This is a genomic window from Melaminivora jejuensis (assembly GCF_017811175.1).
Taxonomy (GTDB): domain Bacteria; phylum Pseudomonadota; class Gammaproteobacteria; order Burkholderiales; family Burkholderiaceae_C; genus Melaminivora; species Melaminivora jejuensis.
Window position 1 is genome coordinate 2082343 of record NZ_JACWIJ010000002.1, and the last position, 24096, is coordinate 2106438.

At 69.0% G+C, this 24096-nt stretch carries 21 protein-coding genes, 1 tRNA gene and 1 pseudogene; 14 read left to right on the forward strand and 9 right to left on the reverse strand.

The genetic code is table 11. The annotated features are described in order from the left end of the window. Nucleotides 1-30: 30 nt before the first annotated feature. A pseudogene (locus IDM45_RS09875) lies at nt 31-731 on the forward strand (CBS domain-containing protein). A 93-nt stretch (nt 732-824) separates the two neighbouring features. Here the strand turns inward: IDM45_RS09875 and IDM45_RS09880 are convergent. The 3 genes from IDM45_RS09880 to IDM45_RS09890 form a co-directional block, all read right to left on the reverse strand. Then, complete coding sequence (locus IDM45_RS09880) at nt 825-2144, reverse strand: hemolysin family protein (protein ID WP_209422690.1); 1320 nt, start codon at nt 2142-2144, stop codon at nt 825-827. Nucleotides 2145-2343: 199 nt separating this feature from the next. After that, nucleotides 2344-3297, reverse strand: a complete 954-nt coding sequence (ispH, locus tag IDM45_RS09885; protein ID WP_209422691.1) for a 4-hydroxy-3-methylbut-2-enyl diphosphate reductase — start codon at nt 3295-3297, stop codon at nt 2344-2346. Continuing rightward, entirely contained in the window at nt 3298-3768 is a 471-nt protein-coding gene (locus IDM45_RS09890; protein WP_209422692.1) for an FKBP-type peptidyl-prolyl cis-trans isomerase, read from the reverse strand. It lies immediately after the preceding gene. Nucleotides 3769-3834: 66 nt separating this feature from the next. Between IDM45_RS09890 and radC the strand changes: the two genes are divergently transcribed. Genes radC through IDM45_RS09915 form a run of 5 tightly spaced genes read left to right on the forward strand, consistent with a single transcriptional unit; the run spans nt 3835 to nt 7062 of the window. Further along, complete coding sequence (gene radC / locus IDM45_RS09895; RefSeq protein WP_209422693.1) at nt 3835-4524, forward strand: RadC family protein; 690 nt, start codon at nt 3835-3837, stop codon at nt 4522-4524. After that, a complete protein-coding gene (locus IDM45_RS09900) occupies nt 4521-5759 on the forward strand; it encodes an esterase-like activity of phytase family protein (RefSeq protein ID WP_411828417.1) in 1239 nt (412 codons plus the stop codon). Before radC ends, IDM45_RS09900 begins: the two co-directional genes overlap by 4 nt. Continuing rightward, nucleotides 5756-6466: a Smr/MutS family protein gene (locus IDM45_RS09905; protein WP_209422694.1), complete on the forward strand. Its 711-nt coding sequence runs from the start codon at nt 5756-5758 to the stop codon at nt 6464-6466. Before IDM45_RS09900 ends, IDM45_RS09905 begins: the two co-directional genes overlap by 4 nt. A gap of 9 nt (nt 6467-6475) precedes the next feature. Beyond that, nucleotides 6476-6730, forward strand: coding sequence for a type II toxin-antitoxin system HicA family toxin (locus IDM45_RS09910; RefSeq protein WP_209422695.1), 255 nt, complete (start codon nt 6476-6478; stop codon nt 6728-6730). Beyond that, on the forward strand, nt 6727-7062 hold the full coding sequence (locus IDM45_RS09915; RefSeq protein WP_209422696.1) for a type II toxin-antitoxin system HicB family antitoxin: 336 nt from the start codon (nt 6727-6729) through the stop codon (nt 7060-7062). Before IDM45_RS09910 ends, IDM45_RS09915 begins: the two co-directional genes overlap by 4 nt. 37 nt (nt 7063-7099) lie before the next feature. Here IDM45_RS09915 and IDM45_RS09920 read toward each other — a convergent pair whose 3' ends face one another. From IDM45_RS09920 to fdhD, 6 genes are all read right to left on the reverse strand, one after another. Then, a complete protein-coding gene (locus IDM45_RS09920; RefSeq protein ID WP_209422697.1) occupies nt 7100-8374 on the reverse strand; it encodes an RNA-guided endonuclease InsQ/TnpB family protein in 1275 nt (424 codons plus the stop codon). 90 nt (nt 8375-8464) lie between these two features. Then, the gene (locus IDM45_RS09925) at nt 8465-8881 is read right to left on the reverse strand and encodes a group II truncated hemoglobin (protein ID WP_209422698.1); all 417 of its coding nucleotides are present in this window, start codon (nt 8879-8881) and stop codon (nt 8465-8467) included. A 211-nt stretch (nt 8882-9092) separates the two neighbouring features. Next, nucleotides 9093-9536, reverse strand: a complete 444-nt coding sequence (gene cynS / locus IDM45_RS09930; RefSeq protein ID WP_209422699.1) for a cyanase — start codon at nt 9534-9536, stop codon at nt 9093-9095. A gap of 112 nt (nt 9537-9648) precedes the next feature. Continuing rightward, the gene (locus IDM45_RS09935) at nt 9649-9927 is read right to left on the reverse strand and encodes a hypothetical protein (RefSeq protein WP_209422700.1); all 279 of its coding nucleotides are present in this window, start codon (nt 9925-9927) and stop codon (nt 9649-9651) included. A 76-nt stretch (nt 9928-10003) separates the two neighbouring features. Further along, nucleotides 10004-12535 (reverse strand): ABC transporter permease, encoded by a 2532-nt coding sequence (locus IDM45_RS09940; RefSeq protein WP_209422701.1) that lies wholly within the window; start codon nt 12533-12535, stop codon nt 10004-10006. Next, nucleotides 12528-13382 (reverse strand): formate dehydrogenase accessory sulfurtransferase FdhD, encoded by an 855-nt coding sequence (gene fdhD, locus IDM45_RS09945; RefSeq protein ID WP_209422702.1) that lies wholly within the window; start codon nt 13380-13382, stop codon nt 12528-12530. The genes IDM45_RS09940 and fdhD overlap by 8 nt, the downstream gene beginning before the upstream one ends. A 246-nt stretch (nt 13383-13628) precedes the next feature. Here fdhD and fdnG point away from each other — a divergent pair, with 246 nt between their 5' ends. The 8 genes from fdnG to IDM45_RS09985 all read left to right on the forward strand — a co-directional run bounded on the left by fdnG (nt 13629) and on the right by IDM45_RS09985 (nt 24051). Then, nucleotides 13629-16694 carry a formate dehydrogenase-N subunit alpha gene (gene fdnG, locus IDM45_RS09950; protein ID WP_233457490.1) on the forward strand — a complete coding sequence of 1022 codons (3066 nt, stop codon included), beginning with the start codon at nt 13629-13631 and terminating at the stop codon, nt 16692-16694. An 11-nt stretch (nt 16695-16705) separates the two neighbouring features. Further along, entirely contained in the window at nt 16706-17635 is a 930-nt protein-coding gene (gene fdxH, locus IDM45_RS09955) for a formate dehydrogenase subunit beta (RefSeq protein WP_209422703.1), read from the forward strand. After that, nucleotides 17632-18258, forward strand: a complete 627-nt coding sequence (locus IDM45_RS09960) for a formate dehydrogenase subunit gamma (protein WP_209422704.1) — start codon at nt 17632-17634, stop codon at nt 18256-18258. The genes fdxH and IDM45_RS09960 overlap by 4 nt, the downstream gene beginning before the upstream one ends. Nucleotides 18259-18365: 107 nt before the next feature. After that, entirely contained in the window at nt 18366-19343 is a 978-nt protein-coding gene (fdhE, locus tag IDM45_RS09965; protein ID WP_209422705.1) for a formate dehydrogenase accessory protein FdhE, read from the forward strand. Continuing rightward, nucleotides 19340-20785, forward strand: coding sequence for an L-seryl-tRNA(Sec) selenium transferase (selA, locus tag IDM45_RS09970; RefSeq protein WP_209422706.1), 1446 nt, complete (start codon nt 19340-19342; stop codon nt 20783-20785). Before fdhE ends, selA begins: the two co-directional genes overlap by 4 nt. Nucleotides 20786-20906: 121 nt before the next feature. Then, a complete protein-coding gene (selB, locus tag IDM45_RS09975; RefSeq protein WP_209422707.1) occupies nt 20907-22889 on the forward strand; it encodes a selenocysteine-specific translation elongation factor in 1983 nt (660 codons plus the stop codon). Between the two features lie 15 nt (nt 22890-22904). After that, nucleotides 22905-22996: transfer RNA gene (locus IDM45_RS09980), tRNA-Sec, on the forward strand. An 83-nt stretch (nt 22997-23079) separates the two neighbouring features. After that, nucleotides 23080-24051, forward strand: coding sequence for a hypothetical protein (locus tag IDM45_RS09985; RefSeq protein ID WP_233457704.1), 972 nt, complete (start codon nt 23080-23082; stop codon nt 24049-24051). Nucleotides 24052-24096 lie beyond the last annotated feature (45 nt).

Here is a 24096-nt window from a genome sequence, read left to right on the forward strand (position 1 = left end):
CGCTGGCACAACACAAGCAGGAGGCAGGCCATGTTCTTCGTCTTCGGCCCATCGGGGCAGATGTATCGCGGCGGCTCGCAGCTGCTGTCCCAGGTGACGCCGGTGCGCGGCGTGCAGCGCCCGCAGGCGCTGCGCACGGGCGCTGCCGACATCGAAGCCGACCGGCCCGCGCCCGAATTCAAGCCCCAGCCCCAGACTCCGGCCCATGCCGACGCGGCCCAGTCCGCCCCCATGCCGCTGCGGGTGCTGGAGGCCGTGTCTGCCTACGTGCAGACCGAGCTGGGGCCGGCGCAGCCACGCCAGCCCCTGAGCCATGTGCGCGATGTGATGACCCGGGGGGCCATCAGCGTCACCCCCGGGATGCACATCGACGAGGCCTGGCGCATCCTGGCCCAGCACCAGGTGGGGCAGGCGCCAGTGGTCAACGAGCACGGCCTGGTCATCGGCCTGCTGCTGCGCGCCGACATCGCCCCCCGGAGCTGCTGCCCCAGGCCGAGGCAGCACGCGATGCTGCCGCGCTGGCCCAGCGGCAGGTGGCCCAGGCCATGATCAGCCCGGTGCCGGCAGTGACCGAGGAAGCCGAGCTGCGCCGCGTGGCCGAAGCCCTGATCGCCACCGGCCTGCCCGGCCTGCCGGTGACCGACGAGGCTGGCCGATTGCAGGGCTTTATCTCGCGCACCGACATCCTGCGCGCCGTGGCCGGCGAGCCACCGCTGGATCTGTGGAGCTGATCGGCGAGGCCGGCTTGCTCCTTTTTATATAGCTGTCAGCGCTTTTCTAGCAAGGGTTTCCGGCGTTTTTGACCTGAAATTTCCGGATCTCTCTCAGATTTCGGCAGCCGGGTCGGTGCTCACCAGCACGGGCGACAGGCGCGTGGCCAGCACCTTGTCGATGGTCTTGCCATCCATGTCCACGACCTCGAACTGCCAGTTCTCCCATTGCACCGTGTCGGTCACATTGGGCAGCTTGCCAGTCAGCAGCATGACCATGCCGCTGAGCGTGTGGTAGCGCCCGCGCTCCTCGTCGGGCACGCTGTCCAACTGCAGCCGATCCTTGAGCTCGGGCACCGGGATATGGCCGTCGAGCAGCCAGCTGCCGTCCTCGCGCTGCACGGCCCAGGCATCTTCGGGGTCGAGCGAGTGGAATTCGCCCGTGATGGCCTCGATCAGGTCTTGCAGCGTGACGATGCCCTGCACCTCGCCGTACTCGTCGATGACGAAGGCCATCTGCACGTTGGACAGGCGGAAGTTGTCCAGCAGCTCCATGCCGTTGATGGTCTCGGGCACGTACAGCGCCGTCTGCAGCGGCACGGTGGCCAGCTCGCGCGCGGCCTCGTCGCGCAGCACGCTGGCCAGCCACTGGCGGGCGTTGATCACGCCCAGGATGTTTTCCATGCCGCCGCGCACCACCGGAAAGCGCGCGTGCTCGGACTCCTCGATGCGCGCCAGGTTGTCCTCGAACGAAGCCGCCACATCCAGCGCCACGACATCGGCGCGCGGCACCATGAGCGAGCCGATCTGCCGGTCGTCCAGGCGAAAGACGTTGCGCACCATCAGATGCTCGTGCGACTCGATGACGCCGGCGCTGGTGCCCTCGGCCAGCACGGCATGGATCTCGGCCTCGGTCACGGTGGAGGCCACCTCCTTGACGCCCAGCAGCCGCAGCAGCGCCTGGGTGGAGGTGGACAGCAGCAGCACGAAGGGCTTGGTGGCCACGGCCAGCCAGTTGATGGGGCGCGCCACCAGCCGCGCCAGCGTCTCGGGATAGCTCTGGCCCAGGCGCTTGGGCACCAACTCGCCTACGACGATGGAGAAATAGGTGATGACCACGACCACCAGGCCGGTGGCGATGTAGCCGGCGGCTTGCGCCTCCAGCCCCAGGCCGGTCAGCCACTCGCCAAACGGCTTGGCCAGCGCCGACTCGCCGACGATGCCGTTGAGCACGCCGATGGAGGTGATGCCGATCTGGATGGTGGACAGGAAGCGCGTCGGGTCTTCCCCCAATTTGGCGGCGGCGATGGCGCCGCTGTCGCCCTCATCGATCAGCTTTTGCAGCCGCGCCCGGCGCGCCGAAACCAGTGCCAGCTCGGACATGGCAAACAGCCCGTTGAGCACGATGAGGGCGAAAAGTATGGCGATTTCCATAAGCGGGGAGGCCGATGTGCTCCCGTGGTGTGGTGGGGCAGCGATTGTAGGAAAGCCTGCATTGTGCAAGGGCTTGCCGCCCCAGCCAGCGCCCTGGGGCGCACTGGCGTGTCAATCTTGATGCCAAAGTCGACTCCAGCGCCCTTCCAGAGCGCGCGAGCAGCTATTGAATTTGCAGTGAGCGTGCGGGCGGCGCGCATCAGGCGGCCGGCGGCGCCTCCAGCTTCAGCCCCTTGGGCAGCGGGAACTTCACCGTCTCCAGAGTGCCGTCCATCTTGCGCACGGACACGGCGCCCAGCGCCTTGATGCGCTCGATCACCTCCTGCACCAGCACCTCGGGCGCCGAGGCGCCCGCCGTCAGGCCGACGCGGGCCACGCCCTCGAACCACTGGGGCTGCAGTTCGTCGGCACTGTCCACCATGTGGGCGGCGCGGCCCATGCGCGCGGCCAGTTCGCGCAGGCGGTTGCTGTTGGAGCTGGTCGGACTGCCGACCACGATGACCAGATCGACCTGCGGGCTCATCAGCTTGACGGCGTCCTGGCGGTTTTGCGTGGCGTAGCAGATGTCTTGCTGCTTGGGCTCGCGGATGCTCGGAAAACGCGCGCGCACGGCGGCGGTGATCTCGGCGGCATCGTCCACGGAAAGCGTGGTCTGCGTGACCACGGCGAGTTTGTCGGTCTGCGCGGGCTGCACGCGGGCCACGTCGGCCACGTCCTCCACCAGGTGGATGCCGCTGTCGAGCTGGCCCATGGTGCCCTCAACCTCGGGGTGGCCACGGTGGCCGATCATGATGAACTCGTAGCCCTCGCGCGCCAGCTTTGCGACCTCGACATGTACCTTGCTGACCAGCGGGCAGGTGGCGTCGAAGATGGAAAAGCCGCGCGCGCGGGCCTCGTCCTGCACCGCGCGGCTCACGCCGTGCGCCGAGAACACCAGCGTCGCGCCGGGCGGCACCTCGGCCAGATCCTCGATGAAGATGGCGCCCTTGGCCTTGAGGTCGTTCACCACATAGGTGTTGTGGACGATCTCGTGGCGCACGTAGATGGGCGCGCCGAACTTGGCCAGCGCGCGCTCGACGATCTCGATGGCGCGGTCCACGCCAGCGCAGAAGCCGCGCGGCTCGGCCAGCAGGATTTCCTTGGGGGCGTTCATTTACAGCACACCAATGATGAAGACCTCGAACGTCACCGGCACGCCCGCCAGCGGGTGGCTGAAATCGAACAGCACCGCCCCGTCGGCGCCCACCTCCAGCACCACGCCGGCATAGCGGCCCTGGCCGTCGGGCGTGGGGAACTCCACCACGTCGCCCAGGCGGTATTCCTCGTGCGGGTCGCCCAGCTCGCCCAGCAGCTTTTTCGCCACCCATTGCTGCATGTCAGGGTTGCGCTCGCCGAAGGCCTCGCCGGCGGCCAGCTCGATGGTCGTGCGCGCGCCCTCGGGCAGGCCGATCAGGCGCGCTTCGAGTGCCGGCGACAGCTCGCCCGCGCCCACCGACAGCGTGGCCGGCTTGTCGTTGAAGGTGTTGATGACATCGCCCGCAGGCCCGGCCAGGCGGTAGTGCAGCGTGAGGAAGGAGCCGTCCTGCACAAGGGGTGTGGCGGCGGCGGTGGCAGATGCGGTCATGGCAGCGAAGGGTCGGAAAACCACTGGATAAACTGCCCGGCATTGTAGAAACCCAGCTTCAGCCCCATGCCGCTCAAGGATCTGCCGCCCGATGCCCAGCCGCGCGAGAAACTGCTGGCACGCGGCCCCGCTGCCCTGGCCGATGCCGAACTGCTGGCCATCGTGCTGCGCACCGGCATCGTCGGCAAGGGCGTGTTGCAGCTGGCGCAGGAGCTGCTGGCAGCGCCCGACAAAGGGGGCTTTGGCGGCATCGCCGGCCTACTGCACGCCAGCGGCGCCGACCTGGCGCGCATCAAGGGCCTGGGGCCGGCCAAGCGCGCCGAGCTGCTGGCGGTGCTGGAGCTGGCGCGCCGGGCGCTGGCCCAGCAGCTGGCCGAGCGCGCCGTGTTCGACTCGCCCCATGCCGTGCGTGAATATCTGCAGCTGCACCTGGCGGCGCGCAGCCACGAGGTCTTTGCCGTGCTGTTCCTGGACAGCCAGCACCGCCTGCTGGCCATGGAGGAGCTGTTTCGCGGCACGCTGACGCAAACCAGCGTCTATCCGCGCGAGGTCGTGCTGCGCGCCCTGCACCACCACGCGGCCGCCGTCATCCTGGCGCACAACCACCCCAGCGGCAGCGTGCAGCCCAGCCGCGCCGACGAGGCGCTGACGCAAACCCTCAAGGCCGCACTGGCGCTGGTCGATGTGCGCGTGCTGGATCACTTCATCGTCGCGCCGGGGGCAGCGCTGTCGATGGCGGAAACAGGGCTGGTTTGACGATGCCGGCACGGGTGCGGCGGGCGCTGGGACTCTCGTGCGCAGCACTGCTGGCAGGGGCGGCACTGCTGCTGCCGCTGGCCGGTTGCGCACCCGCACCGCCAGCGCCCACGGCATGGGGCGCAGGCGGCGAGGGGAATGCACCAGCGCTGCGCATCATCGGCACAGCGCACATCGCGCCCGGCACCGAGTGGGGCGCCAGCACCTTCGGCGGCATCTCCGGCATCGACCGCAACCCGGCCACGGGCGAATACCTGCTCATCAGCGACGACCGCTCGCAGCACGCCCCGGCGCGCATCTATACCGCGCGCCTGGCCTACGACGCTCACGGCATGGCACAGCCCGAGATCACCGGCGTCCACTGGCTGCGCCGCGCCGACGGCCAGCCCTTTGCCGATGCGCGCCGGCCCACGCCCGGCGTCGATGTGCCGGATGCCGAGAGCGTGCGCTGGCTGCCCGGTGGCCGGCAGTTCCTGTGGAGCAGCGAGGGCGACTTCGCGCGCGGCTTCGGCCCGCAATTGCGCGCCGCCCGCTCCGACGGCGGGCACCTGCGCACCTGGGCCCTGCCAGCGGCCTTGCAGCCCACAGCCGACCGGCGCAGCGGCCCCCGGCGCAACGGCACGCTGGAGGGCATCGCCCTGACCCCGGACGGGCGCAGCGCCTGGCTGGCCATGGAGCTGCCCTGGCTGCAGGACGGCCCACCCGCGCGCCACGGCCAGCCGGGTGCGCCGCTGCGCCTGACGCTGCTGGAGCTGGCCAGCGGCCAGGCGCTGCGCCAGATCGCCTACCAACCCGACGCCGCGCCCCGGCCCCGGCGCCTGCCCTTCGGCCCGGAACTCAACGGCGTGAGCGACATCCTCGCCGATGGCCCGCACCACCTGCTGGTGCTGGAGCGCGCCTATGCCGCCGGCAATGGCTTTGCCGCGCGCCTGTACCGCATCGACACGCGCACCGGCAGCGACACGCTGGCCCTGCCGGCCCTCAGCCCCGGCAACCACACGCCCGCGCCCAAGACGCTGGTGGCCGACTTCGCCACCCTGGGCCTGGGCGTGGACAACCTGGAGGGCATGAGCTGGGGCGCACCGCTGGCCGATGGCAGCTGCGTGCTGGTGCTGGTCAGCGACGACAACTTCAATCCCGCGCAGACCACCCAGTTCATCGCCGCCCAGTACCAGCGCCAGTACCGCCGGGGCAGCGCCGGGAATGCCCCCTGCGGTACAACCGGCGCGCCATGACCGCCGCCTTTGACTCCCGCAGCGCCAGCATTGCTGTGCGCTCGTTTGCCGACCTGAAACCCGTGCGCCGCGCCCTGGCCGAGGCCGCCGCCCAGCAGGCCGAACGTGAGCGCGCCGCGCAGGAGGCCGCCCGGCGCGCCCAGATCGAGCGGCATTTGTTTGCCCACAGCATCGGCCCGGTGCAACCCATCAAGGGGCAGGAGGGCCGGCGCTGGCACCGCCAGGAGCTACCCGAACCCGTGCCCGTGCAACGCCAGCTCGATGAGGCGCGCGCGCTGCTGGAATCCATCAGCGACGAGTTCGACGTGAGCACGCTGCTCGATGTCGATGACCAGCTCAGCTACCGTCGCCCGGGCGTCGGGCTGGACGTGACGCGCAAGCTGCGCTCGGGCGCCTGGAGCATCCAGCGCCAGCTCGACCTGCACGGCCTGCGCACCGACGAGGCGCGCGAGGCGCTGGGCGAGTTCATCCGCCTGGCGCACCGCACCGGCCTGCGCTGCGTGCGCATCGTGCATGGCAAGGGCCTGGGCTCGCCGGGGCGCGTGCCGGTGCTCAAGGGCCGGGTGCAGCGCTGGCTGGTGCAGAAAAAAGAGGTGCTGGCCTTCGTGCAGGCCCGGCCCCTGGATGGCGGGGCCGGGGCGCTGGTGGTGCTGCTGCAGCCGGGGGGCGGTGAGCTTGCAGAAGCGATAGATAGCAAAAAACGCTAGCATTCAACCATGCACAGCAAGCATCACAGGACACTGCAAGCCATTTTCTGCAGACCTGCACCCGGCACCCTGGTGTTCAGGGACATCGAGGCACTACTGCTGGCCGTGGGCTGCGAGTTGACAGAGGGTGCTGGCTCTCGCGTGCGTTTCGACAAGGACGGATTCGCCTTTCTGTGCCATCGCTCGCACCCCGGCAAGGAAGCCAAGCGGTATCAGATGGAGCAGGCCCGCGAGTTTCTCTCTCAAATTGGAGTCGAGCCATGAGCAAGATGACCTACAAGGGCTATACCGCACACATCCAATACGACGACCGCGACGGCATTTTGGTGGGCCGGATCCTGGGCATCCCCGACATCATCGGCTTTCATGCCGACAACGTGGTCGATTTGCGCGCCGCCTTGCACGAAGCGGTCGATGACTATCTCGCCTCCTGCGCGAAGCTGGGCAAGGAGCCCCAATCCACCGCCAGCGGCAAGATGATGCTGCGCGTCGCACCCGAGGTGCATCGCGCTGCATTGATCGCGTCACAAGCTGCGGGAACCAGCCTGAATCAGTGGGCGGAACGGGTGTTGAGCGAAGCCGCCCATGCTGGCTGAGCCGCCCTCTCCTGCGGCTTGGTTGACATCCTCCCCCCTAAAGGCGTGGGATTCCTACCGCGCTCATTGCAGGCGCAACGCCTGAACCAGTCGCCTCAGTGGGTTCCTGCTTCACCGAGGCTGCACGCTTGGCCCTTGCGGGCCTTGCACGGCTGACGTCCTCTCCACAGGCTGCTACGCGGTGTCCCCGCGCCAGTATGTTGATCGCGCCGATGTGATCGGCGTTGCCTTCGCGCCCGCATTCGATGCACCTGAACACGGCTTGCGCCCTGCGGTTGTCCGCGCTCACGCAGCCGCACTCGGGGCAGGTTCTGCTGGTGTTGTGCGGCGGCACGGCAATCAGCATTCCCCCAGTCCAGGCCAGCTTGTATTCCAACTGCCGCCGGAACTCGTACCAGCCCTGGTCGAGGATGCTTTTGTTCAGGCCGGACTTGGCCCGCACGTTGTTGCCTGGCTGCTCGGCGCTGCCCTTGGCTGACTTGGACATGCTCCTCACCTGCAAGTCCTCGATGCACACCATCGCGTGGTTTTGGCTGATGGCTGTCGTGGCTTTGTGCAGGTAGTCGCGCCGGGCGTTGCCAATGCGGGTGTGAATGCGCTGGACGCGGGCCTTGGCCTTTTTCCAGTTACTGCTGAATTTGGTCTTGCGGCTCATGGCCCGCTGGTATCTACGCAAGCGGGCTTCATGCTTCTTAAAGCTCGCCAGCGGCTCCAGATAGGAGCCGTCGCTGAAGGTGGCGAAGCGGGCCACCCCTACGTCTATGCCGATGGCGGTGCTGGCCTGGGGGATGGGTTGTTCGACTTCCCGCTCGGTCTGGATGCTCACGAACCACTTGCCGCACGACTGGCTCACAGTGATATTTTTCACCGCGCCCAGCACCTCGCGGCTTTGCCGATAGCGCAGCCAGCCCAGCTTGGGCAGGAAGATGCGGCTGCTCGCTTGGTCGAGCTTGATCTGCTTGGCGTCGGGGTAGCGAAAGCTGTCCCGCTGGCCCTTCTTCTTGAACTTCGGGAAGGCAGCACGTTTGGCGAAGAAATTCTGGTAGGCCCGCTCCAAGTCCTTGAGCGTCTGCTGCAACGGGTGAACCGGCGCATCAGAGAGCCATGTCGTATCCGCACCGTTGCGCCACTCGGTGAGCAGCTTGCACAGGCCGGCGTAGCCGAGCTTCTTCTCGCCACGCGCGTAGCGTTCTTTTTGCAACGCCAGCGCCTTGTTGAACACGAAGCAGCAGGAGCCAGCGAAGCGGCGCATTTGCCGCTCTGGCTGGCCGTCTGGGCGCAGTTCGTATTTGAAGGCTTGCAGGCGTTGCATGGCTGGCTAAATATACAGTTGTTTGAGGACGGCTACACCGTCCGCGCTGTCCTTCCCCGGCCTGAAGGCCGAGGCTTGTCGCGCACCAGGTTAGCGGTTCCTCATCCAGTCCGCCGTGCCCATGAAGCTCTCGTTCAGCCGCTCGCGCAGCGCCTGCGGCACGCCGACTTCGCCCATGGCCTGATCCATGCAGGCGACCCACTGGTCGCGCTCCAGGATGCCGATGGCAAACGGCAGGTGCCGCGCACGCAGGCGCGGGTGGCCGAAGCGGCTTTGGTAGTGATCCGGCCCGCCCAGCCAGCCACACAAAAACCAAAACAGCTTGTCGCGCGCACTGTCCAGCGTGCTGCCGTGCGTGGCGCGCAACTCGGCATAGCCCGGCTCCAGATCCATCAGGTCATAAAAACGCTCGACCAGCGCGCGCACCCCGCCCTCGCCGCCGAGTTGCTCGAACGGCGAGGCTACGGGCGCGGTGGCTGCGTCGGCCTCAGAAGGTGCAGTGGACATAATCTTCACGAACGCGCACGCTGCGCTGCCCTGGCGGCCTTAGAGCGTGTTTACGATTCCCGCGCGGGTGCGCGAGCGCGGCCTCGGGCGGTCTGCGGCGTTGCAAATCCTCGCGATAGCACGGGCTATCGCTGCGGTTTGCGCCTGGCAGCCCATCCCGATCCGCACTCGCGCCCCTGCGCGCGGAGATCGTAAACACGCTCTGAGCGCTTCAGTAATCTTTGTAGGGCAGGAACTTGCCCGACAGGACTACGCGCACACGATCGCCCTGGGGGTTGGGCTCGCGCTGGATGTCCATGGAAAAGTCGATGGCGCTCATGATGCCGTCACCGAATTCCTCGTGGATCAGCTCCTTGATGGTTGTGCCATAGACGTTGACCACTTCGTACCAGCGGTACAGCAGCGGGTCGGTGGGCACGGTCGTGGACAGCGAACCCTTGTGGGGCACGACCTGCAGCCAGCGCTGCTCCTCATCCGTCAGCCCGAAGATCTCGCCCAGCACCTGCGCCTGCTGCTCGGTGGCCGTCATCTGGCCCAGGCACAGCGCCGTCGTCCACTCCTTGGAGCGCCCGAGCTGCTGCGCCACGTCGGCCCAGCGCAGGCCTCGGGCCACTTTGGTGCTGATGATTTTTTCGGTCACGTCCAGGCGTGTCATGGGTTTTCTCCTGAAGGTTGGGAACGCGTTCGCATCGCGTTGCATCGGGTGTGCGCCCGGTCGGGCGTGCGGCCATTGTGGCCGGATGGAGTCGCTTCGGCGGGTTCCTGCTTCACCGAGGCTGCGCGCTTGCCCCTTGCGAGCCTTGCGCCGCGCACCGGGTCAGCGCCGGGCGTCTTTGCAGGCTATCAGCCCAGCCATCGTGCGCCGCGCCCTGCCCGGCCAGTTGCTGATTGCGCGAGTTGGCACGCCACAGCCCGCCGGCCCAGAACAGTTGCGGCTCGGTGCGGTACCAGAACCAGCGGCCATCGGCGTCCTGCGCCAGCCAGTCCCAGCCCTCGGGGGCCTGGCTCCAGTCGGGCGTCCAGGGGGTGTCGGCAGGAGCATCCATGACAGTAAATTTGATATGAAAAACGGCTTAAACCCTTGCCAGTCAAGCATTGGCAGCTATTGAATCAGGAGTAAACTCAGGCCGACGCCGCACGCAGCGTCTGCATCACCGGGCGGCGCAGCACCTCACGCAGCGCCCACCAGCCCGCTGCCAGCGCCAGCAGCGCACCGGCCAGCGCGCCGGCCAGCGGCACCCACCACGGCGCCGTCCAGGCAAACTCGAACACGTAGCGCGCCAGCAGCCAGCCCACGGCCAGCGCCACGCCGCTGGCCAGCAGCCCGGCCAGCAGGCCGATGCCGGCGAGTTCGGCGCGCTGTACCTGGCGCAGCAGCCGGGCGCTGGCGCCCAGCGCGCGCATGATGGCCAGCTCGCGCGCACGCTCCTCGCGCGTGCCGGCGACAGCGGCAAACAGCACCACCAGGCCGGCGGCCAGCGTGAACAGGAACAGGAACTCCACCGCCCGCACGACCTGCGTCAGCACGCCCTGCACCTGCGCCAGCGTCGCGCCCATATCGACATTGGTGATGTTGGGGAAGTCATGCACCAGCGCGTTGTCGAAGGCCGGGTCATCGGGCGCGCGGTAGGCCGCCAGATAGGTCAGCGGCACGTCCGGCATCTCGGCCAGCGGGTACAGCACGAAGAAGTTGGCGCGCATGGAGCCCCAGTCCACGCGCCGCAGGCTGGTGATGCGCGCCTGGCTGGCCACGCCGGCGATGTCGAAGCGCAGCAGGTCGCCCAGCTTCAGGCCCAGGGTCTTGGCGATGCCGTCCTCCACGCTCACGGCGCCCGGCTCGTCGGCCTGCCACTGGCCGGCGGCGATACGGTTGTGCGCCGGCGCCGCTGCCGCGTGCGACAGGTTGAACTCCCGATCGACCAGGCGGCGCGCACGCTCGTCGGCATAGTCCTGCAGCCGCACCTCGCGGCCATTGATGGCCACCAGCCGGCCCCGGAACATGGGGTACCAGTCGTAGTCCTGCACGCCGGCGGCGGCCAGCCGGGCGCGGAAATCCTGCGCCTGCTCGGGCAGGATGTTGATGACGAAGCGGTTGGGCGCATGGGCCGGCGTGGCGCGCTGCCAACTGGCGATCAGGTCAGTGCGCAAGAGCACCAGCAGCACCAGCGCCAGCAGGCCGACGGACAGGCTGGCAATCTGGGCCACGGCCTGCGCCGGGCGCGCGCCGATCTGCCGCGTGGCCAGCACCAGCCAGCGCGGCGCAGCATCCGGCACCAGGCGCGGCAGCAGGCGCAGCACGGCCCAGGCCAGCAGGGCGAACAACAGCGCCGCGCCGGCAAAGCCGCCCACGGCAATCAGGCCCAGCCGGGCATCGCCCGCCACCAGCAGCAGCAGCGCGGCAAAGCCCAGCACGCCGACGCCCAGCACCAGCAAGGACGCCGGGCGCGGCCCGGCCAGGTCGCGGCGCAGCACGCGCAGCGGCGGCACGCGCGCCAGCTGCAGCACCGGCGGCAGGCCAAAGGCCAGCAGCAGCGCCGCGCCCACACCCAGGCCCAGCGCGGCGGGCCACAGTGTGGCGGCGGGCAGGTCGGCGGTCAGCAAGTCCGCCAGCAGCAGCACGAAGACATGGTGGATGGCATGGCCCAGCAGCACGCCGGCCACGCTGGCCAGCAGGCCGACGGACAGGAATTCCAGCGCATAGGCCCAGGCGATGCGCCGCTGCGGCGCGCCCAGCACGCGCAGCAGGGCCGCGCTGTCCAGATGCCGCTGGGCAAACGAGCGCGCTGCCAGCGCCACGGCCACGGCGGACAGCAGCGCCGACAGCAGCGCCACCAGGTTCAGGAATTTCTGCGCCCGCTCCAGCGTCTGGCGCATCTCGGGCTGGCCGCTGTCGATGGACTCGACGCGCAGGCCGCGCACTTCGGGGCGCGCAGCCTGCGCCGTGGCCCAGTCGGCATAGCGCTGCGCGGCACGCGCCTCGCCAGCCACGGCAAAGCGCCAGGTGATGCGGCTGGCCGGCTGCACCAGGCCGGTGGTGGGCAAGTCCTGCGCGTTCAGCATGACGCGCGGCGCAAAGGCCATGAAGCCGGCGCCCCGATCCGGCTCCAGGGTGATGACGCGGGCGATGGCGAACTGCGCGTCGCCCAGCAGCAGCGCATCGCCCATGGACAGGCCCAGGGCCGCCAGCAGCGGCGCATCCACCCAGACCTGGCCGGGCGCGGGGATGTCGTCCGTGGCCTGGCCCGGCGCAGCGGGGCCGCTGGCCACCTGCACCCGGCCACGCAGCGGATAGCCCGGCTCGACGCTCTTGAGCGCCACCAGGCGGCTGGCCCCGCCCCGGGCATCGCTGGCGCGCGCCATGGTCGGGAAGTTGAGCGTGCTGGCGTGCCGCAGGCCCAGGGTGCGCGCCTGCTCGATGAAGGGCTGGGGCGTAGGGTTGTCGCTGGCGATGACGACATCGCCACCCAGCAGCTGCAGCGCATCGCGCGCCAGCGCGCCCTGCAGGCGGTCGGCAAAGAAGCCGACCGAGGTCAGCGCCGCCACGGCCAGCGTCACTGCCACCAGCAGCAGGCGTAGTTCGCCCGCGCGCAAGTCGCGCCACAGGGCGCGCGCGGCCAGCCGTGCCGCACTGGCAGGCCGCAGCGCCTCAGACATAGCGCAGCGCCGTGGGCGGGCGGCACAAGCCCCACAGGTGCAGCCCGGCTTCCTGCGCCAGCTGCAGCGCCAGCGTGGTGGGCGCGGAGATGGTGGCAAAGGCGGCGATCTGCAGCCGCGCGCACTTGCGCACCAGCTCGTAGCTGGTGCGGCTGGTCATGACGACGAAGCCCGGCTCGCCCAGCCGTCCGGCCAGCGCCAGCCGGCCCAGCAGCTTGTCCAGGGCGTTGTGCCGACCCACATCCTCCAGCACCTCGGTCAGCTCGCCGGTGGGCGTGGCCCAGCCAGCGGCGTGCAGCGAGCCGGCGCGGGCGTTGAGGCTCTGGCGCTGGCTCAGCGTCTCGAAGGGGCGCAGCACGGTGGCGGCATCGAGTTGCGCGCGCCAGGGTGCAGCAGCGATGGGCGCGGGATGCAAGTCCAGCGCTGCCAGACTGTCGATGCCGCACACGCCGCAGCCGGTGCGCCCGACCAGCGCGCGGCGGCGCTCCTTGAGGCGCATGAAATGGCGTGGCGGAATGTCGATGTGTACGGCACAGCTCTCGTCGGGCGTGCCGCTGCCGTGCTGCTGCACCTCGACCTCGCGGCATTCGCGGGCGTGCTCGACCACGCCTTCGCTCAGGGCAAAGCCGATGGCGAATTCCGCCAGATCCTGCGGCGTGGCCATCATCACGGCGTGCGAGATGCCGTTGAAGACCAGCGCCACGGGCACCTCGGCGGCCAGCTCGACGGCCTGCGACTGCACGCTGCCGTCGGCATGGAACTGCTGCACCTGCAGCGCGCGCAGGGGTGCCAGCGCTGGCGCCGGCAGGTCTGGGTCTGGGGAAACGGATATCTCGATGGCCGACATGGGCCGGCACGATACCAGCCGCCCACGCCGCGCTGGCAGGAGCGGGAGCAGCCCTGAGCGCCCCGCTTGGGAATTACCCTCATCACTATGATGGTTGCTGCGGGCAGCGGCTCTTGCTGCCCCGCCAGACAGCCGGACGCCTCTCGCTCAGATCGTCTAGGTGCTAACCCGTAACCGCCTACGGCGATTACGCGGGAAGATGGCACGACACAACACACACGATTTCCCCACACAGGAGGTTTCATCATGGACATGAACCGCCGGCACTTCTTCCGCATGAGCGGGGCTGGGCTGGTGGGTACCAGCCTGGTCGCCATGGGCTTTTCGCCCGCGACCGCGCTGGCCGAGGTACGCCAGTACAAGCTGGCCGCTGCCACGGTTACCCGCCAGACCTGCACCTATTGCTCAGTCGGCTGCGGCCTTCTCATGTATTCCCTGGGCGACGGCGCGGCGAACGCGCGCAAATCCGTCATCCACGTCGAGGGCGACCCGGATCACCCGGTCAACCGCGGCACGTTGTGCCCCAAGGGTGCCGGCCTGCTGGACTTCATCAACAGCCCCAACCGCCTGCTCTACCCCGAGTACCGTGCGCCGGGCAGCAACGAGTGGAAGCGCCTGTCCTGGGACGATGCAATGACGCGCATCGCCCGGCTGATGAAGGACGACCGCGACGCCAACTTCCAGACGCAGAACGCTGACGGCCAGACGGTGAACCGCTGGCTGACCACCGGGATGCTGGCCGCTTCGGCATCGAGCAACGAAGCCGGCTATATGACCTACAAGGTCGCCCGCTCCTGGGGCATCCTCGCATTCGACAACCAGGCACGTGTTTGACACGGCCCGACGGTGGCAGGTCTTGCCCCGACGTTTGGCCGTGGAGCGATGACGAACCATTGGGTCGACATCAAGAATGCGGACGTTATTTTGATCATGGGCGGCAATGCCGCCGAAGCACACCCCTGCGGTTTCAAGTGGGTGACCGAAGCGAAGGCGCACAACAAGGCGCACTTCATGGTGGTCGATCCGCGCTTCAACCGCTCGGCCTCGGTAGCCGATTTCTATGCCCCGATCCGCTCGGGCAGCGACATCGTGTTCCTGGGCGGAATCATCAATTACCTCTTGTCCAACGACAAGATCCACCACGAGTACGTACACAACTACACGGACTTCAGCTTCATCGTGCGCGATGACTTTGAATTCGTGGACGGCATCTTCTCGGGCTACGACGAGGCAAAGCGCACCTACGACAAGAAGTCGTGGGACTACGAGCTGGGCGAGGACGGCTATGTGAAGACCGACCCCACGCTGCAGCACCCGCGCTGCGTGTACCAGCTCATGAAGAAGCACTACGAGAGCTACACGCCCGAGAAGGTGGAGAGCGTCTGCGGCACGCCCAAGGAGAAATTCCTGCACGTGGCCGAGAAGTTCGCCTCGACGGCAGTGGCCGGCCGCGCCGCGACCATCATGTACGCGCTGGGCTGGACGCAGCACTCGATCGGCTCGCAGATCCTGCGCTGCGCCGCCATGGTGCAGCTTTTGTGCGGCAACATCGGCGTGGCCGGCGGCGGCATGAATGCGCTGCGCGGGCACTCCAACATCCAGGGCCTGACCGACCTGGGCCTGCTGTCGGCCAGTATGCCGGGCTACCTGTCGCTGCCGGGCGAGAAGGAGCAGGACTACCAGGCCTACATCGCCGCACGCACGCAAAAGCCGCTGCGCCCGGGCCAGATGAGCTATTGGCAGAACTACCCCAAGTTCCACGTCAGCCTGATGAAGTCGCTGTTCGGCGACGCAGCAACGGCCGAGAACAACTGGGCCTTCGACTATCTGCCCAAGCTGGACAAGCAGTACGACATGCTGCAGATCTTCCAGCTCATGAACGAGGGCAAGGTCAACGGCTACATCGCGCAGGGCTTCAACCCGATCGCAGCGCTGTCCAACAGCCACCGCGTGCGCGACGGCCTGGCCAAGCTCAAGTTCCTGGTCATCATGGATCCGCTGGCCACCGAGACATCGGAGTTCTGGAAGAACCACGGCGAGTTCAACGACATCGACACGGCCAGTGTGCAGACCGAGGTCTTTCGCCTGCCCACGACCTGCTTTGCCGAGGAAGAGGGCACGGTGGTCAGCTCCTCGCGCGTGCTGCAGTGGCACTGGAAGGCCGCCGAGCCGCCGGGCGAGGCACGTACCGACGTGGCCATCATGGCCGGGCTGCACCTGCGCCTGAAGGCGCTGTACGCCCAGGACGGCGGCGCTTTCCCCGACCCGATCGTGAACCTGGACTGGAAGTACGCCCTGCCCGAGCACCCGAGTTCCGAGGAGATCGCCAAGGAGTACAACGGCCGTGCGCTGGTCGATCTGGTCGATCCCAAAGACCCGGCCAAGGTCATCCGCGCCGCTGGCCAGCAGGTCGCCGGCTTTGCCGAGCTGCGCGACGATGGCACCACGGCCAGCGGCTGCTGGATCTATGCCGGCTGCTGGACGCAGGCAGGCAACCAGATGTCGCGGCGCGACAACTCCGACCCCACGGGCATCGGCAACACGCTGAACTGGGCCTGGGCCTGGCCGGCGAACCGCCGCGTGCTCTACAACCGCGCCTCTGCCGACGTGCAGGGCAAGCCCTTCAACCCCCGGCGCAAGCTGGTGGAGTGGAATGGCCGCGCCTGGGTCGGCGCCGACGTGCCCGACATGGGCGTGGCGCTGGCGCCGGAAACCGGCAACGGCCCGTTCATCATGAACCCCGAGGGCGTGGCGCGCTTCTTTGCGCGCAAGGGGCTGGCCGAAGGGCCGTTCCCCACGCACTACGAGCCCTTCGACACGCCGCTGGGCATGAACCCGATGTACCCGAACAACGCCAAGGCCACGTCCTCGCCGGCTGCGCGCGTGTTCGACCATATCTGGGACACCTTCGGCAAGGCCGCAGACTATCCGCACGTGGGCACGACCTACCGCCTGACCGAGCACTTCCACTACTGGACCAAGCACTCGCTGGTCAATGCCATCACCCAGCCCGAGCAGTTCGTCGAGATCGGCGAGGCCATGGCCCGGGAGCTGGGCATTGCTGCGGGCGACCGCGTCAAGGTCAGCTCCAAGCGCGGCCACATCAAGGCCGTGGCGGTGGTGACCAAGCGCATCAAGCCAATGCAGATCGAGGGCAAGACCGTGCATCACGTGGGCATCCCCATCCACTGGGGCTTCAAGGGCGTCACCAAGCCAGGCTATCTGGCCAACATCCTGACCCCCTTCGTGGGTGACGGCAACACCAACACGCCCGAGTTCAAGACCTTCCTGGTCAAGGTCGAGAAAGCGTAAGGAGGCGCGAGATGGCATTGCAATCGCTTGATATCCAGCGCGTATCGGCCACCACCACGCCTGCGCCACAGGCCCGCAACCCGCACTCGGGCGACGTCGCCAAGCTGATCGACGTCTCCAAGTGCATCGGCTGCAAGGCCTGCCAAGTGGCGTGCATGGAATGGAACGACCTGCGCCAGGAGCCGGGCACCAGCCCCGGCACCTATGACAACCCGGCTGACCTGACGCCCAATGCGTGGACGGTGATGCGCTTCACCGAATACGACAACGAGCAGACCGGCAACCTGGAGTGGCTGATCCGCAAGGACGGCTGTATGCACTGCGAAGACCCGGGCTGCCTCAAGGCCTGCCCGGCGCCCGGCGCCATCGTGCAGTACACCAACGGCATCGTGGACTTCCACGAGGAGCACTGCATCGGCTGCGGCTACTGCATCACCGGCTGCCCGTTCAACGTGCCGCGCATCTCGCAAAAGGACAACAAGGCGTACAAATGCACGCTTTGCTCCGACCGCGTGGCCGTCGGCCAGGAGCCGGCCTGCGTCAAGACCTGCCCGACGGGCGCCATCGTCTTCGGCACCAAGCAGGCCATGAAGGATCACGCTGCCGAGCGCATCGTCGATCTGAAGGAGCGCGGCTACGGCAACGCCGGCCTGTACGACCCCATCGGCGTGGGCGGCACGCACGTCATGTACGTGCTGCACCATGCCGACAAGCCCTCGCTGTACCAGGGCTTGCCGGATGCGCCGCGCATCAGCCCCATGGTCAGCCTGTGGAAGGGCGCGTCCAAGCCGCTGGCCATGATCGCCCTGGGCGCAGCCGCCCTGGGCAGCCTGTTTCACTTCATCGCCAAAGGCCCCAACGAAGTCTCCAAGGAATTGGAAGACGAGATGGAGCGCAAGGATCGTGAGGCGGAAGCCGCCGCTACAGGGAGACTGCCATGATTCGCAACCCGCGCGATTTGCCGCGCTACACCGCCGGCGAGCGGCTGAACCACTGGATCGTCGGCATCTGCTTCATCCTGCTGGCGCTGTCGGGCCTGGCGTTCTTCCATCCGGCCTTCTACCCGCTGGTGCAGTTCTTCGGCGGCGGGCCGTGGGCGCGCATCCTGCACCCCTACATCGGGGTGGTGATGTTCGTGTTCTTCCTGGGCATGGTGGTGCGCTTTGCCGCACTCAACCTGATCGAGTCGCGCGATGTCGAGTGGCTCAGGAACATCGGCAAGATGGTGGACGGCGATGACCACGACATGCCCGAGCAGGGCAAGTACAACGGCGGCCAGAAGCTCGTGTTCTGGGGCTTTTTGCTGTGCCTGCTGCTGCTGTTCGCCAGCGGCGTGATGATGTGGCGCGCCTGGCTGACGCTGCCGGTGGACATGGTGCGCCTGGCCTCCGTCGTCCACGCCATCAGCGCCGTGGTCATGGCGCTGATCTTCATCCTGCACGTCTATGCCGCCATCTGGACGCGCGGCACCGTCCGCGCCATGCTGTACGGCACGGTGACGCGCGCCTGGGCCAAGCAGCACCACCGCGGCTGGTATCGCAAGATGACCGGCGACAACAGCTAAGCCGATCCCGATCGGCCAGACGGCAGCCGAACTGCTGCTACCCTCAAATCCGCCGCCGCCGGCCCCGTGCCGACCGGCGGCGGTCTTATTTCTGGAGTCGTTTCCTCATGCAACGTATCTTGCAGCCCGGTGACATCGAAGCCCTGGATCGCACCAGCCCGCAGCGTGTGCGCCTGCCGCAGCCGGCCAGCGTGTTTGCCGACCGCGCCGCGCGCCTGGCGCAAAAGGCCCAGGACAACCCCATAGGCGACTACCTGCTGTTCCTGTCCCACCTGGTGCGCGCCCAGCAGCACGCAGCCGGTGCGGTGCAGACTGCCGCGCCCGACGAGGAGGCCATCGCCCAGGCGCAGCAGCACTCCATGCCGCTGCTGCCCGCCGCCAGCCACGTCGATCCGGCCTGGCAGGGCGTGCTCGACCAATTGCTCGATGCCGTGCGGGACGCACCCGGCCTGCCCGAGCAGCTGGCGCCCACCATCGAGCGGCTGCGCGCCCTGCCCGCGCCCGAGCGCGACACCCTGGCGCGGCGCGTGCTGGTCGGCCTGCTGGCCGAGAGCGACGACCTGGCCGCCGCGCCCTTCGTCATGGCCGCGCTGCAGGTGATGTTTGCCGACCGCGCCAGCCGCCTGCGCGAGGCCGACATCCCCTACACCGACCCGGCCACCATCTGCCCGGTCTGCGGCACGGCGCCGGTGGCCAGCGTGCTGCGCATCGGCGGGCAGTCCGCCGGCCTGCGCTACCTGCACTGCGGCACCTGCGCCACCGAGTGGCACATGGTGCGCGTCAAGTGCAGCCACTGCGAATCCACGCGCGGCATCCAGTACCAGGGCCTGGAGCAGCTGCAGCCCGGCAGCGCCCAGGCCGACCAGAGCGTGCTGGCCGAGACTTGCGAGGCCTGCCACACCTACCGCAAGCTGGTGAACCAGGAAAAAGACCCGCTGGCCGAGCCGCTGGCCGACGACCTGGCCACGCTGCTGCTGGACTTGCTGATGGGCGAGACCGACTTTGCCCGCGCCAGCATGAACCCGTTGCTGCCCATGTCGGACGTCGATCCCGGGCCGGACACCAGCGCACCCGGCCCGGCATGAGTACCAGCGCCCCGCCCCTTCCCCCGCAGCCCGCCGCACGCCTGCCCAGCGTCGATCGGGTGCTGTCCACGCCGCTGGCGCGCGCTCTGAGCGCCGAGCACGGCGCCAGCAGCACTACTGCCGCCGTGCGCGCCGCCCTGGACGCACTGCGCCCGGCAATGCTGGCTGGCGAGCTGGCAGCCGAAGCTCTGGCCCCCGAGGCCATCGCACAGCGCGTGCAGGAGCAGTTGCGCGCGCGCCTGGAGCCGCGCCTGAAGGCCGTCTTCAACCTCACCGGCACGGTGCTGCACACCAACCTGGGCCGCGCCCTGCTGCCCGATGAGGCCGTGCAGTCGGTCGTGCAGGCGCTCACCGCCCCAGCCAATCTGGAGTACGACCTGGCCACCGGCGGGCGCGGCGACCGCGACGACCTGGTCGAAGGCCTGCTGCGCGAGCTGACCGGCGCCGAAGCCGCCACCGTGGTCAACAACAACGCCGCTGCCGTGCTGCTGGTGCTCAACACCCTGGCGCTGGGGCGCGAAGCCATCGTCTCGCGGGGCGAGCTGGTGGAGATCGGCGGGGCGTTTCGCATCCCCGACGTCATGGCGCGCGCCGGCAGCGCGCTGGTCGAGGTCGGCACCACCAACCGCACACACGCGCACGACTACGCGGGCGCCTGCCGCGCGCAGACCGCCCTCCTGATGAAGGTGCACTGCAGCAACTACGCCATCACCGGCTTCACCAAGAGCGTGGGCGAGGCCGAAGTGGCGGCCATCGCCCACGCGCACGGCCTGCCGCTCGTCGTCGATCTGGGCAGCGGCACGCTGGTCGATCTGGCGCAGTGGGGCCTGCCGCACGAGCCGACGGTACGCGACGTGGTCGCTGCCGGCGCCGATGTGGTCACCTTCAGCGGCGACAAGCTGCTGGGCGGGCCGCAGGCCGGCCTGATCGTGGGCCGCAAGGACTTGATCGCCGCCATCAAGAAAAACCCGCTCAAGCGCGCCCTGCGCGTGGGCAAGCTGACCCTGGCGGCGCTCGAACCGGTGCTGCGCCTGTACCTGGCGCCCGAGCGCCTGCCCGAGCGCCTGACCACGCTGCGCCTGTTCACCCGCGCACAGGCCGAGATGCAGGCGCAGGCCAGCGCCCTGCAGCCCGCCGTGCAGGCGGCCATTGGCGCAGATTACGCGGTGCGCAGCGCGGCCTGCTTCAGCCAGATCGGCAGCGGCGCCCTGCCGGTCAACACCCTGCCCAGCTGGGGCCTGGCGCTGCAGCCACTGGAGGCCCGGGGCGCAGGCCGGGCGCTGGGCCGGCTGGAGGCGGCACTGCGCGCCCTGCCCCGCCCGGTCATTGGCCGCATCGAGACCGGCGCGCTGTGGCTGGACTTGCGCTGCCTGCAGGCACACGAGCAGCCCGACTTCAGCGCGCAGCTGCCGCTGCTGGCCCAGGCGCTGGCCCAGGCCTGAACCGCCTGAGCTCCTGAAAAATCGGCAAAACCCTTCCAGATTGACCAAAGATCTGCATCAAATCGGCCTCAAACCCAATACCAGCAAGCGCTGACAGCTATCAAAAGAGAAGTAATCTGACATGATCATCGGCACTGCCGGCCACATCGACCACGGCAAGACCACCCTGGTGCGCGCCCTGACCGGCGTGGAAACCGACCGCCTGCCCGAAGAAAAGCGCCGGGGCATCTCCATCGAGCTGGGCTACGCCTATCTGCAGGACGGCGACGTGTCGCTGGGCTTCGTCGATGTGCCCGGCCACGAGCGCCTGCTGCACACCATGCTGGCCGGCGCCACCGGCATCGCCCACGCGCTGCTCATCGTCGCCGCCGACGACGGCGTCATGCCGCAGACGCGCGAGCATCTGGCGGTGCTGGCGCTGCTGGGCGTGGCGCGCGCCAGCGTGGCCATCACCAAGACCGACCGGCTCGACGCGCAGCAGGCCGGCGCGCGGCTGGCGCAGGTGCGCCGCGACGTGCAGGCGCTGCTGGCGCCCACGGCGCTGGCCGATGCGCCCATCTTCGAAGTCTCCGCCGCCACCGGCCAGGGCATTGCCGCGCTGCGCGAGCATTTGCTGGCAGCGGCGCGTCTGCAGGCAGCCGCCAGCGCGCCGGCCCCCGGGGCGCAGGCCTCGCCCATGCAGGAGCAGGCCGCCCCCGCGCCGGCCTTCCACATGCCCATAGACCGGGCGTTTTCGCTGGCCGGCGTGGGCACGGTCATCACCGGCACCGTCGCCGCCGGCCAAGTGCAGGTGGGCGACGAGCTGGCCATCGCCCCCGGCCCGGACGGCAGCGCCCGGCGCGTGCGCGTGCGCGGCATCCACGCGCAAAACCAGCCGGCGCAGACCGCCCGGGCCGGCCAGCGCTGCGCCCTGGCACTGGCCGGCGCCGCGCGCGACGAGGTGCGCCGGGGCGACCAGGCCTGCCCGCCGGCCATTGCCCTGGCCACCAGCCGCATCGACGTGCTGTGCCAGCTGTGGCCCGACGAGGCACGCGAACTGCGCTCGGGCAGCCCGGTTCACGTCCATCTGGGCACGGCCGATGTCGTGGCCTCGCTGGTGCTGCTCGACCGCCCGGCCCTGGCACCGGGCGAGACTGCGCTGGCGCAACTGGTGCTGCGCGGCAGCGTGGCCGCCTGGCACGGCAGCCGTGGCGTGCTGCGCGACGCCTCGGCCACGCACACGCTGGCCGGGGTGCGCGTGCTCGACCCGTTCGCGCCGCAGCGCTGGCGCCGCACGCCCGAGCGCCTGGCCCAGCTTGCCGCGCTGGCGCTGCCGGATCGGGCCGAGCGCCTGGCTGCGCTGCTGGCGCATTCGCCGCTGGGCATGCCGCTGGAGCAGACGGCGCGCGCCGAAGGCCTGGCCAGCGCCGCCGCACTGCCGCTACCCGCCGATGCCATCCACATCGACAACGGCGCCCTGGCCGTGACCCCGGCGGCGCTGCAGGCGCTGCAGCAGCAGGCGCTGGCGCAACTGCAGGCCTTTCACACACGCAGCCCGGACGAGATCGGCCCGGACGCGCGCCGGCTCAAGCGCCTGGCTGCGCCGCGCGCCAGCGATGCGCTGTGGCAGCACGCCATCGCCCAGCTGCTGGCCGGCGGGACACTGGCGCGCACGGCGCACTGGCTGCACCTGCCCGAGCACGCCGCGCGCCTTTCCGCCGCCGAGGAGACCCTGGCCCAGCGCCTGCGCCCCCTGATGCTGCAGGGCGCGTTCGATCCGCCGTGGGTACGAACGCTTGCCGGCGACCTGGGCGCACCCGAAGCGCTGGTGCGCCAGACGCTGGCCAGCCTGGCGCGGCGCGGCGAGGCTTTTCAGGTGGTCAAGGATTTGTACTATCCAGCGGCTACACTCGAGCGCCTTGCCGCCATCGCACGCCAATGCCAGGCAGCACCCGAGGGCCTGCAGGCCGCAGCGTTTCGCGACGCGACCGGGCTGGGGCGCAAGCGGGCCATCCAAGTGCTGGAGTTCTTTGACCGCGTGGGCTTCACGCGCCGCGTGCGCGACGCCCATCTGCTGCGCCCGGGCACGGCGCTGTTCAGCCAGGACAGCGGCGGCACAGGCTGAGTTTTTTTCTTTCCTGGAAGGGAAGCGTCCCTGGTGGGGCGCCCGGGCTTCAAACCCGGCGGGCTGCGCCACGCGTGGCCGGAAGGTTCGACTCCTTCTCCTTTCCGCCCTCCCCTGTCTTGTCCTTGCCGAACGCCAGACGGCGCCGTCCGGCCTGCGCGCGCAGGCCGCCTCTGCTACGGTGGCGCACATGCGCAACCTCCTGGACTTCAGTTCATGGCAAGGCCTGCTGACCACGCTGTTCGGCCTGGTGCTGTTCACGCTGGTAGCAGTGGGCGTGCGGCTGCTGGTCATGCAGCGTGTGCAGCAACGCCGCGAGCGGCAGAACCGCCAGATCAACGAGCGCCTGAAAACCCTGATCGCCGCCTACAAGACGCTGGGCGGCTCGTTCACCGGCGATCTTTCGGTCGATCCCCGGCACATGCGCGAACTGCGCGCCACGCAGTCTGCCGCTGAATCCGGGCAGGAAGCCGGGGAGGCCGACACCGCCCAGCCCACCTCCGAGCGCCGCCGCCGCACGCGCGACGCCGTCCAGGCCGCGCTCTCGGACGTGATCCTGCTGGGCACGACCGAACAGGTCACGCTGGCCGTGCAGGCGGCGGACGACCTGGTGGCCGGTCGCCGGGTCGAAACCGCGGCGCTGGTGGTTTCGCTGCGCAACTTCATCCGCGAGGTGCTGGAGCTGGAGCCTGTTCCGGCACATTTGGTCGTGCCGCCGCAGGGGCCGCTGCGCACTGGCGGGGGCGGTGGGCGTGGAGGCGGGGCGGCCCTGGCGGGAAAGGTGGCGGGGCGGGGGCGGCGGCGGCGGCGGGGGCGGCGGCGGTATGGGCGGTGGCGGCATCGCGACAGGCGGCGCCATGGGCCTGGGAGCGGGCCGGGCGCGGCACGAGATCGAGGCGTCATCGAGTGGGGAGGTTGCGCCGCCATAGGCGGGCAATGCGCGCCGCTTCGGAACAGGGCTTTGCACACGGTCGATGAGCGATGCCAAAGTGCCACAAACCCTGGGAGACCGAAGACTGGGGGTGTGATACAAGGCGCAACCAATCTTTCAATGGCTGGCATCGATATGCCTGCAGCGGGAGCGGTGGCAGGGCCTGCAGGCGCTGTGGGCGCGGGGCGCCTCATCCGGAAAAATTTAGGTTTGCCTAAATTTTCGTGGTGAGTACGCCCTAAGCGTCAGGGACAGACAGGTTTGTGTTATCAGACT

Coding starts and splice junctions, on each gene's coding strand:
- IDM45_RS09880 (WP_209422690.1), bottom strand. CDS start 2,144: ATGGAAATCGCCATACTTTTCGCCCTCATCGTGCTCAACGGGCTGTTT.
- ispH (WP_209422691.1), bottom strand. CDS start 3,297: ATGAACGCCCCCAAGGAAATCCTGCTGGCCGAGCCGCGCGGCTTCTGC.
- IDM45_RS09890 (WP_209422692.1), bottom strand. CDS start 3,768: ATGACCGCATCTGCCACCGCCGCCGCCACACCCCTTGTGCAGGACGGC.
- radC (WP_209422693.1), top strand. CDS start 3,835: ATGCCGCTCAAGGATCTGCCGCCCGATGCCCAGCCGCGCGAGAAACTG.
- IDM45_RS09905 (WP_209422694.1), top strand. CDS start 5,756: ATGACCGCCGCCTTTGACTCCCGCAGCGCCAGCATTGCTGTGCGCTCG.
- IDM45_RS09910 (WP_209422695.1), top strand. CDS start 6,476: ATGCACAGCAAGCATCACAGGACACTGCAAGCCATTTTCTGCAGACCT.
- IDM45_RS09915 (WP_209422696.1), top strand. CDS start 6,727: ATGAGCAAGATGACCTACAAGGGCTATACCGCACACATCCAATACGAC.
- IDM45_RS09920 (WP_209422697.1), bottom strand. CDS start 8,374: ATGCAACGCCTGCAAGCCTTCAAATACGAACTGCGCCCAGACGGCCAG.
- IDM45_RS09925 (WP_209422698.1), bottom strand. CDS start 8,881: ATGTCCACTGCACCTTCTGAGGCCGACGCAGCCACCGCGCCCGTAGCC.
- cynS (WP_209422699.1), bottom strand. CDS start 9,536: ATGACACGCCTGGACGTGACCGAAAAAATCATCAGCACCAAAGTGGCC.
- IDM45_RS09935 (WP_209422700.1), bottom strand. CDS start 9,927: ATGGATGCTCCTGCCGACACCCCCTGGACGCCCGACTGGAGCCAGGCC.
- IDM45_RS09940 (WP_209422701.1), bottom strand. CDS start 12,535: ATGTCTGAGGCGCTGCGGCCTGCCAGTGCGGCACGGCTGGCCGCGCGC.
- fdhD (WP_209422702.1), bottom strand. CDS start 13,382: ATGTCGGCCATCGAGATATCCGTTTCCCCAGACCCAGACCTGCCGGCG.
- fdxH (WP_209422703.1), top strand. CDS start 16,706: ATGGCATTGCAATCGCTTGATATCCAGCGCGTATCGGCCACCACCACG.
- IDM45_RS09960 (WP_209422704.1), top strand. CDS start 17,632: ATGATTCGCAACCCGCGCGATTTGCCGCGCTACACCGCCGGCGAGCGG.
- fdhE (WP_209422705.1), top strand. CDS start 18,366: ATGCAACGTATCTTGCAGCCCGGTGACATCGAAGCCCTGGATCGCACC.
- selA (WP_209422706.1), top strand. CDS start 19,340: ATGAGTACCAGCGCCCCGCCCCTTCCCCCGCAGCCCGCCGCACGCCTG.
- selB (WP_209422707.1), top strand. CDS start 20,907: ATGATCATCGGCACTGCCGGCCACATCGACCACGGCAAGACCACCCTG.
- IDM45_RS09985 (WP_233457704.1), top strand. CDS start 23,080: ATGCGCAACCTCCTGGACTTCAGTTCATGGCAAGGCCTGCTGACCACG.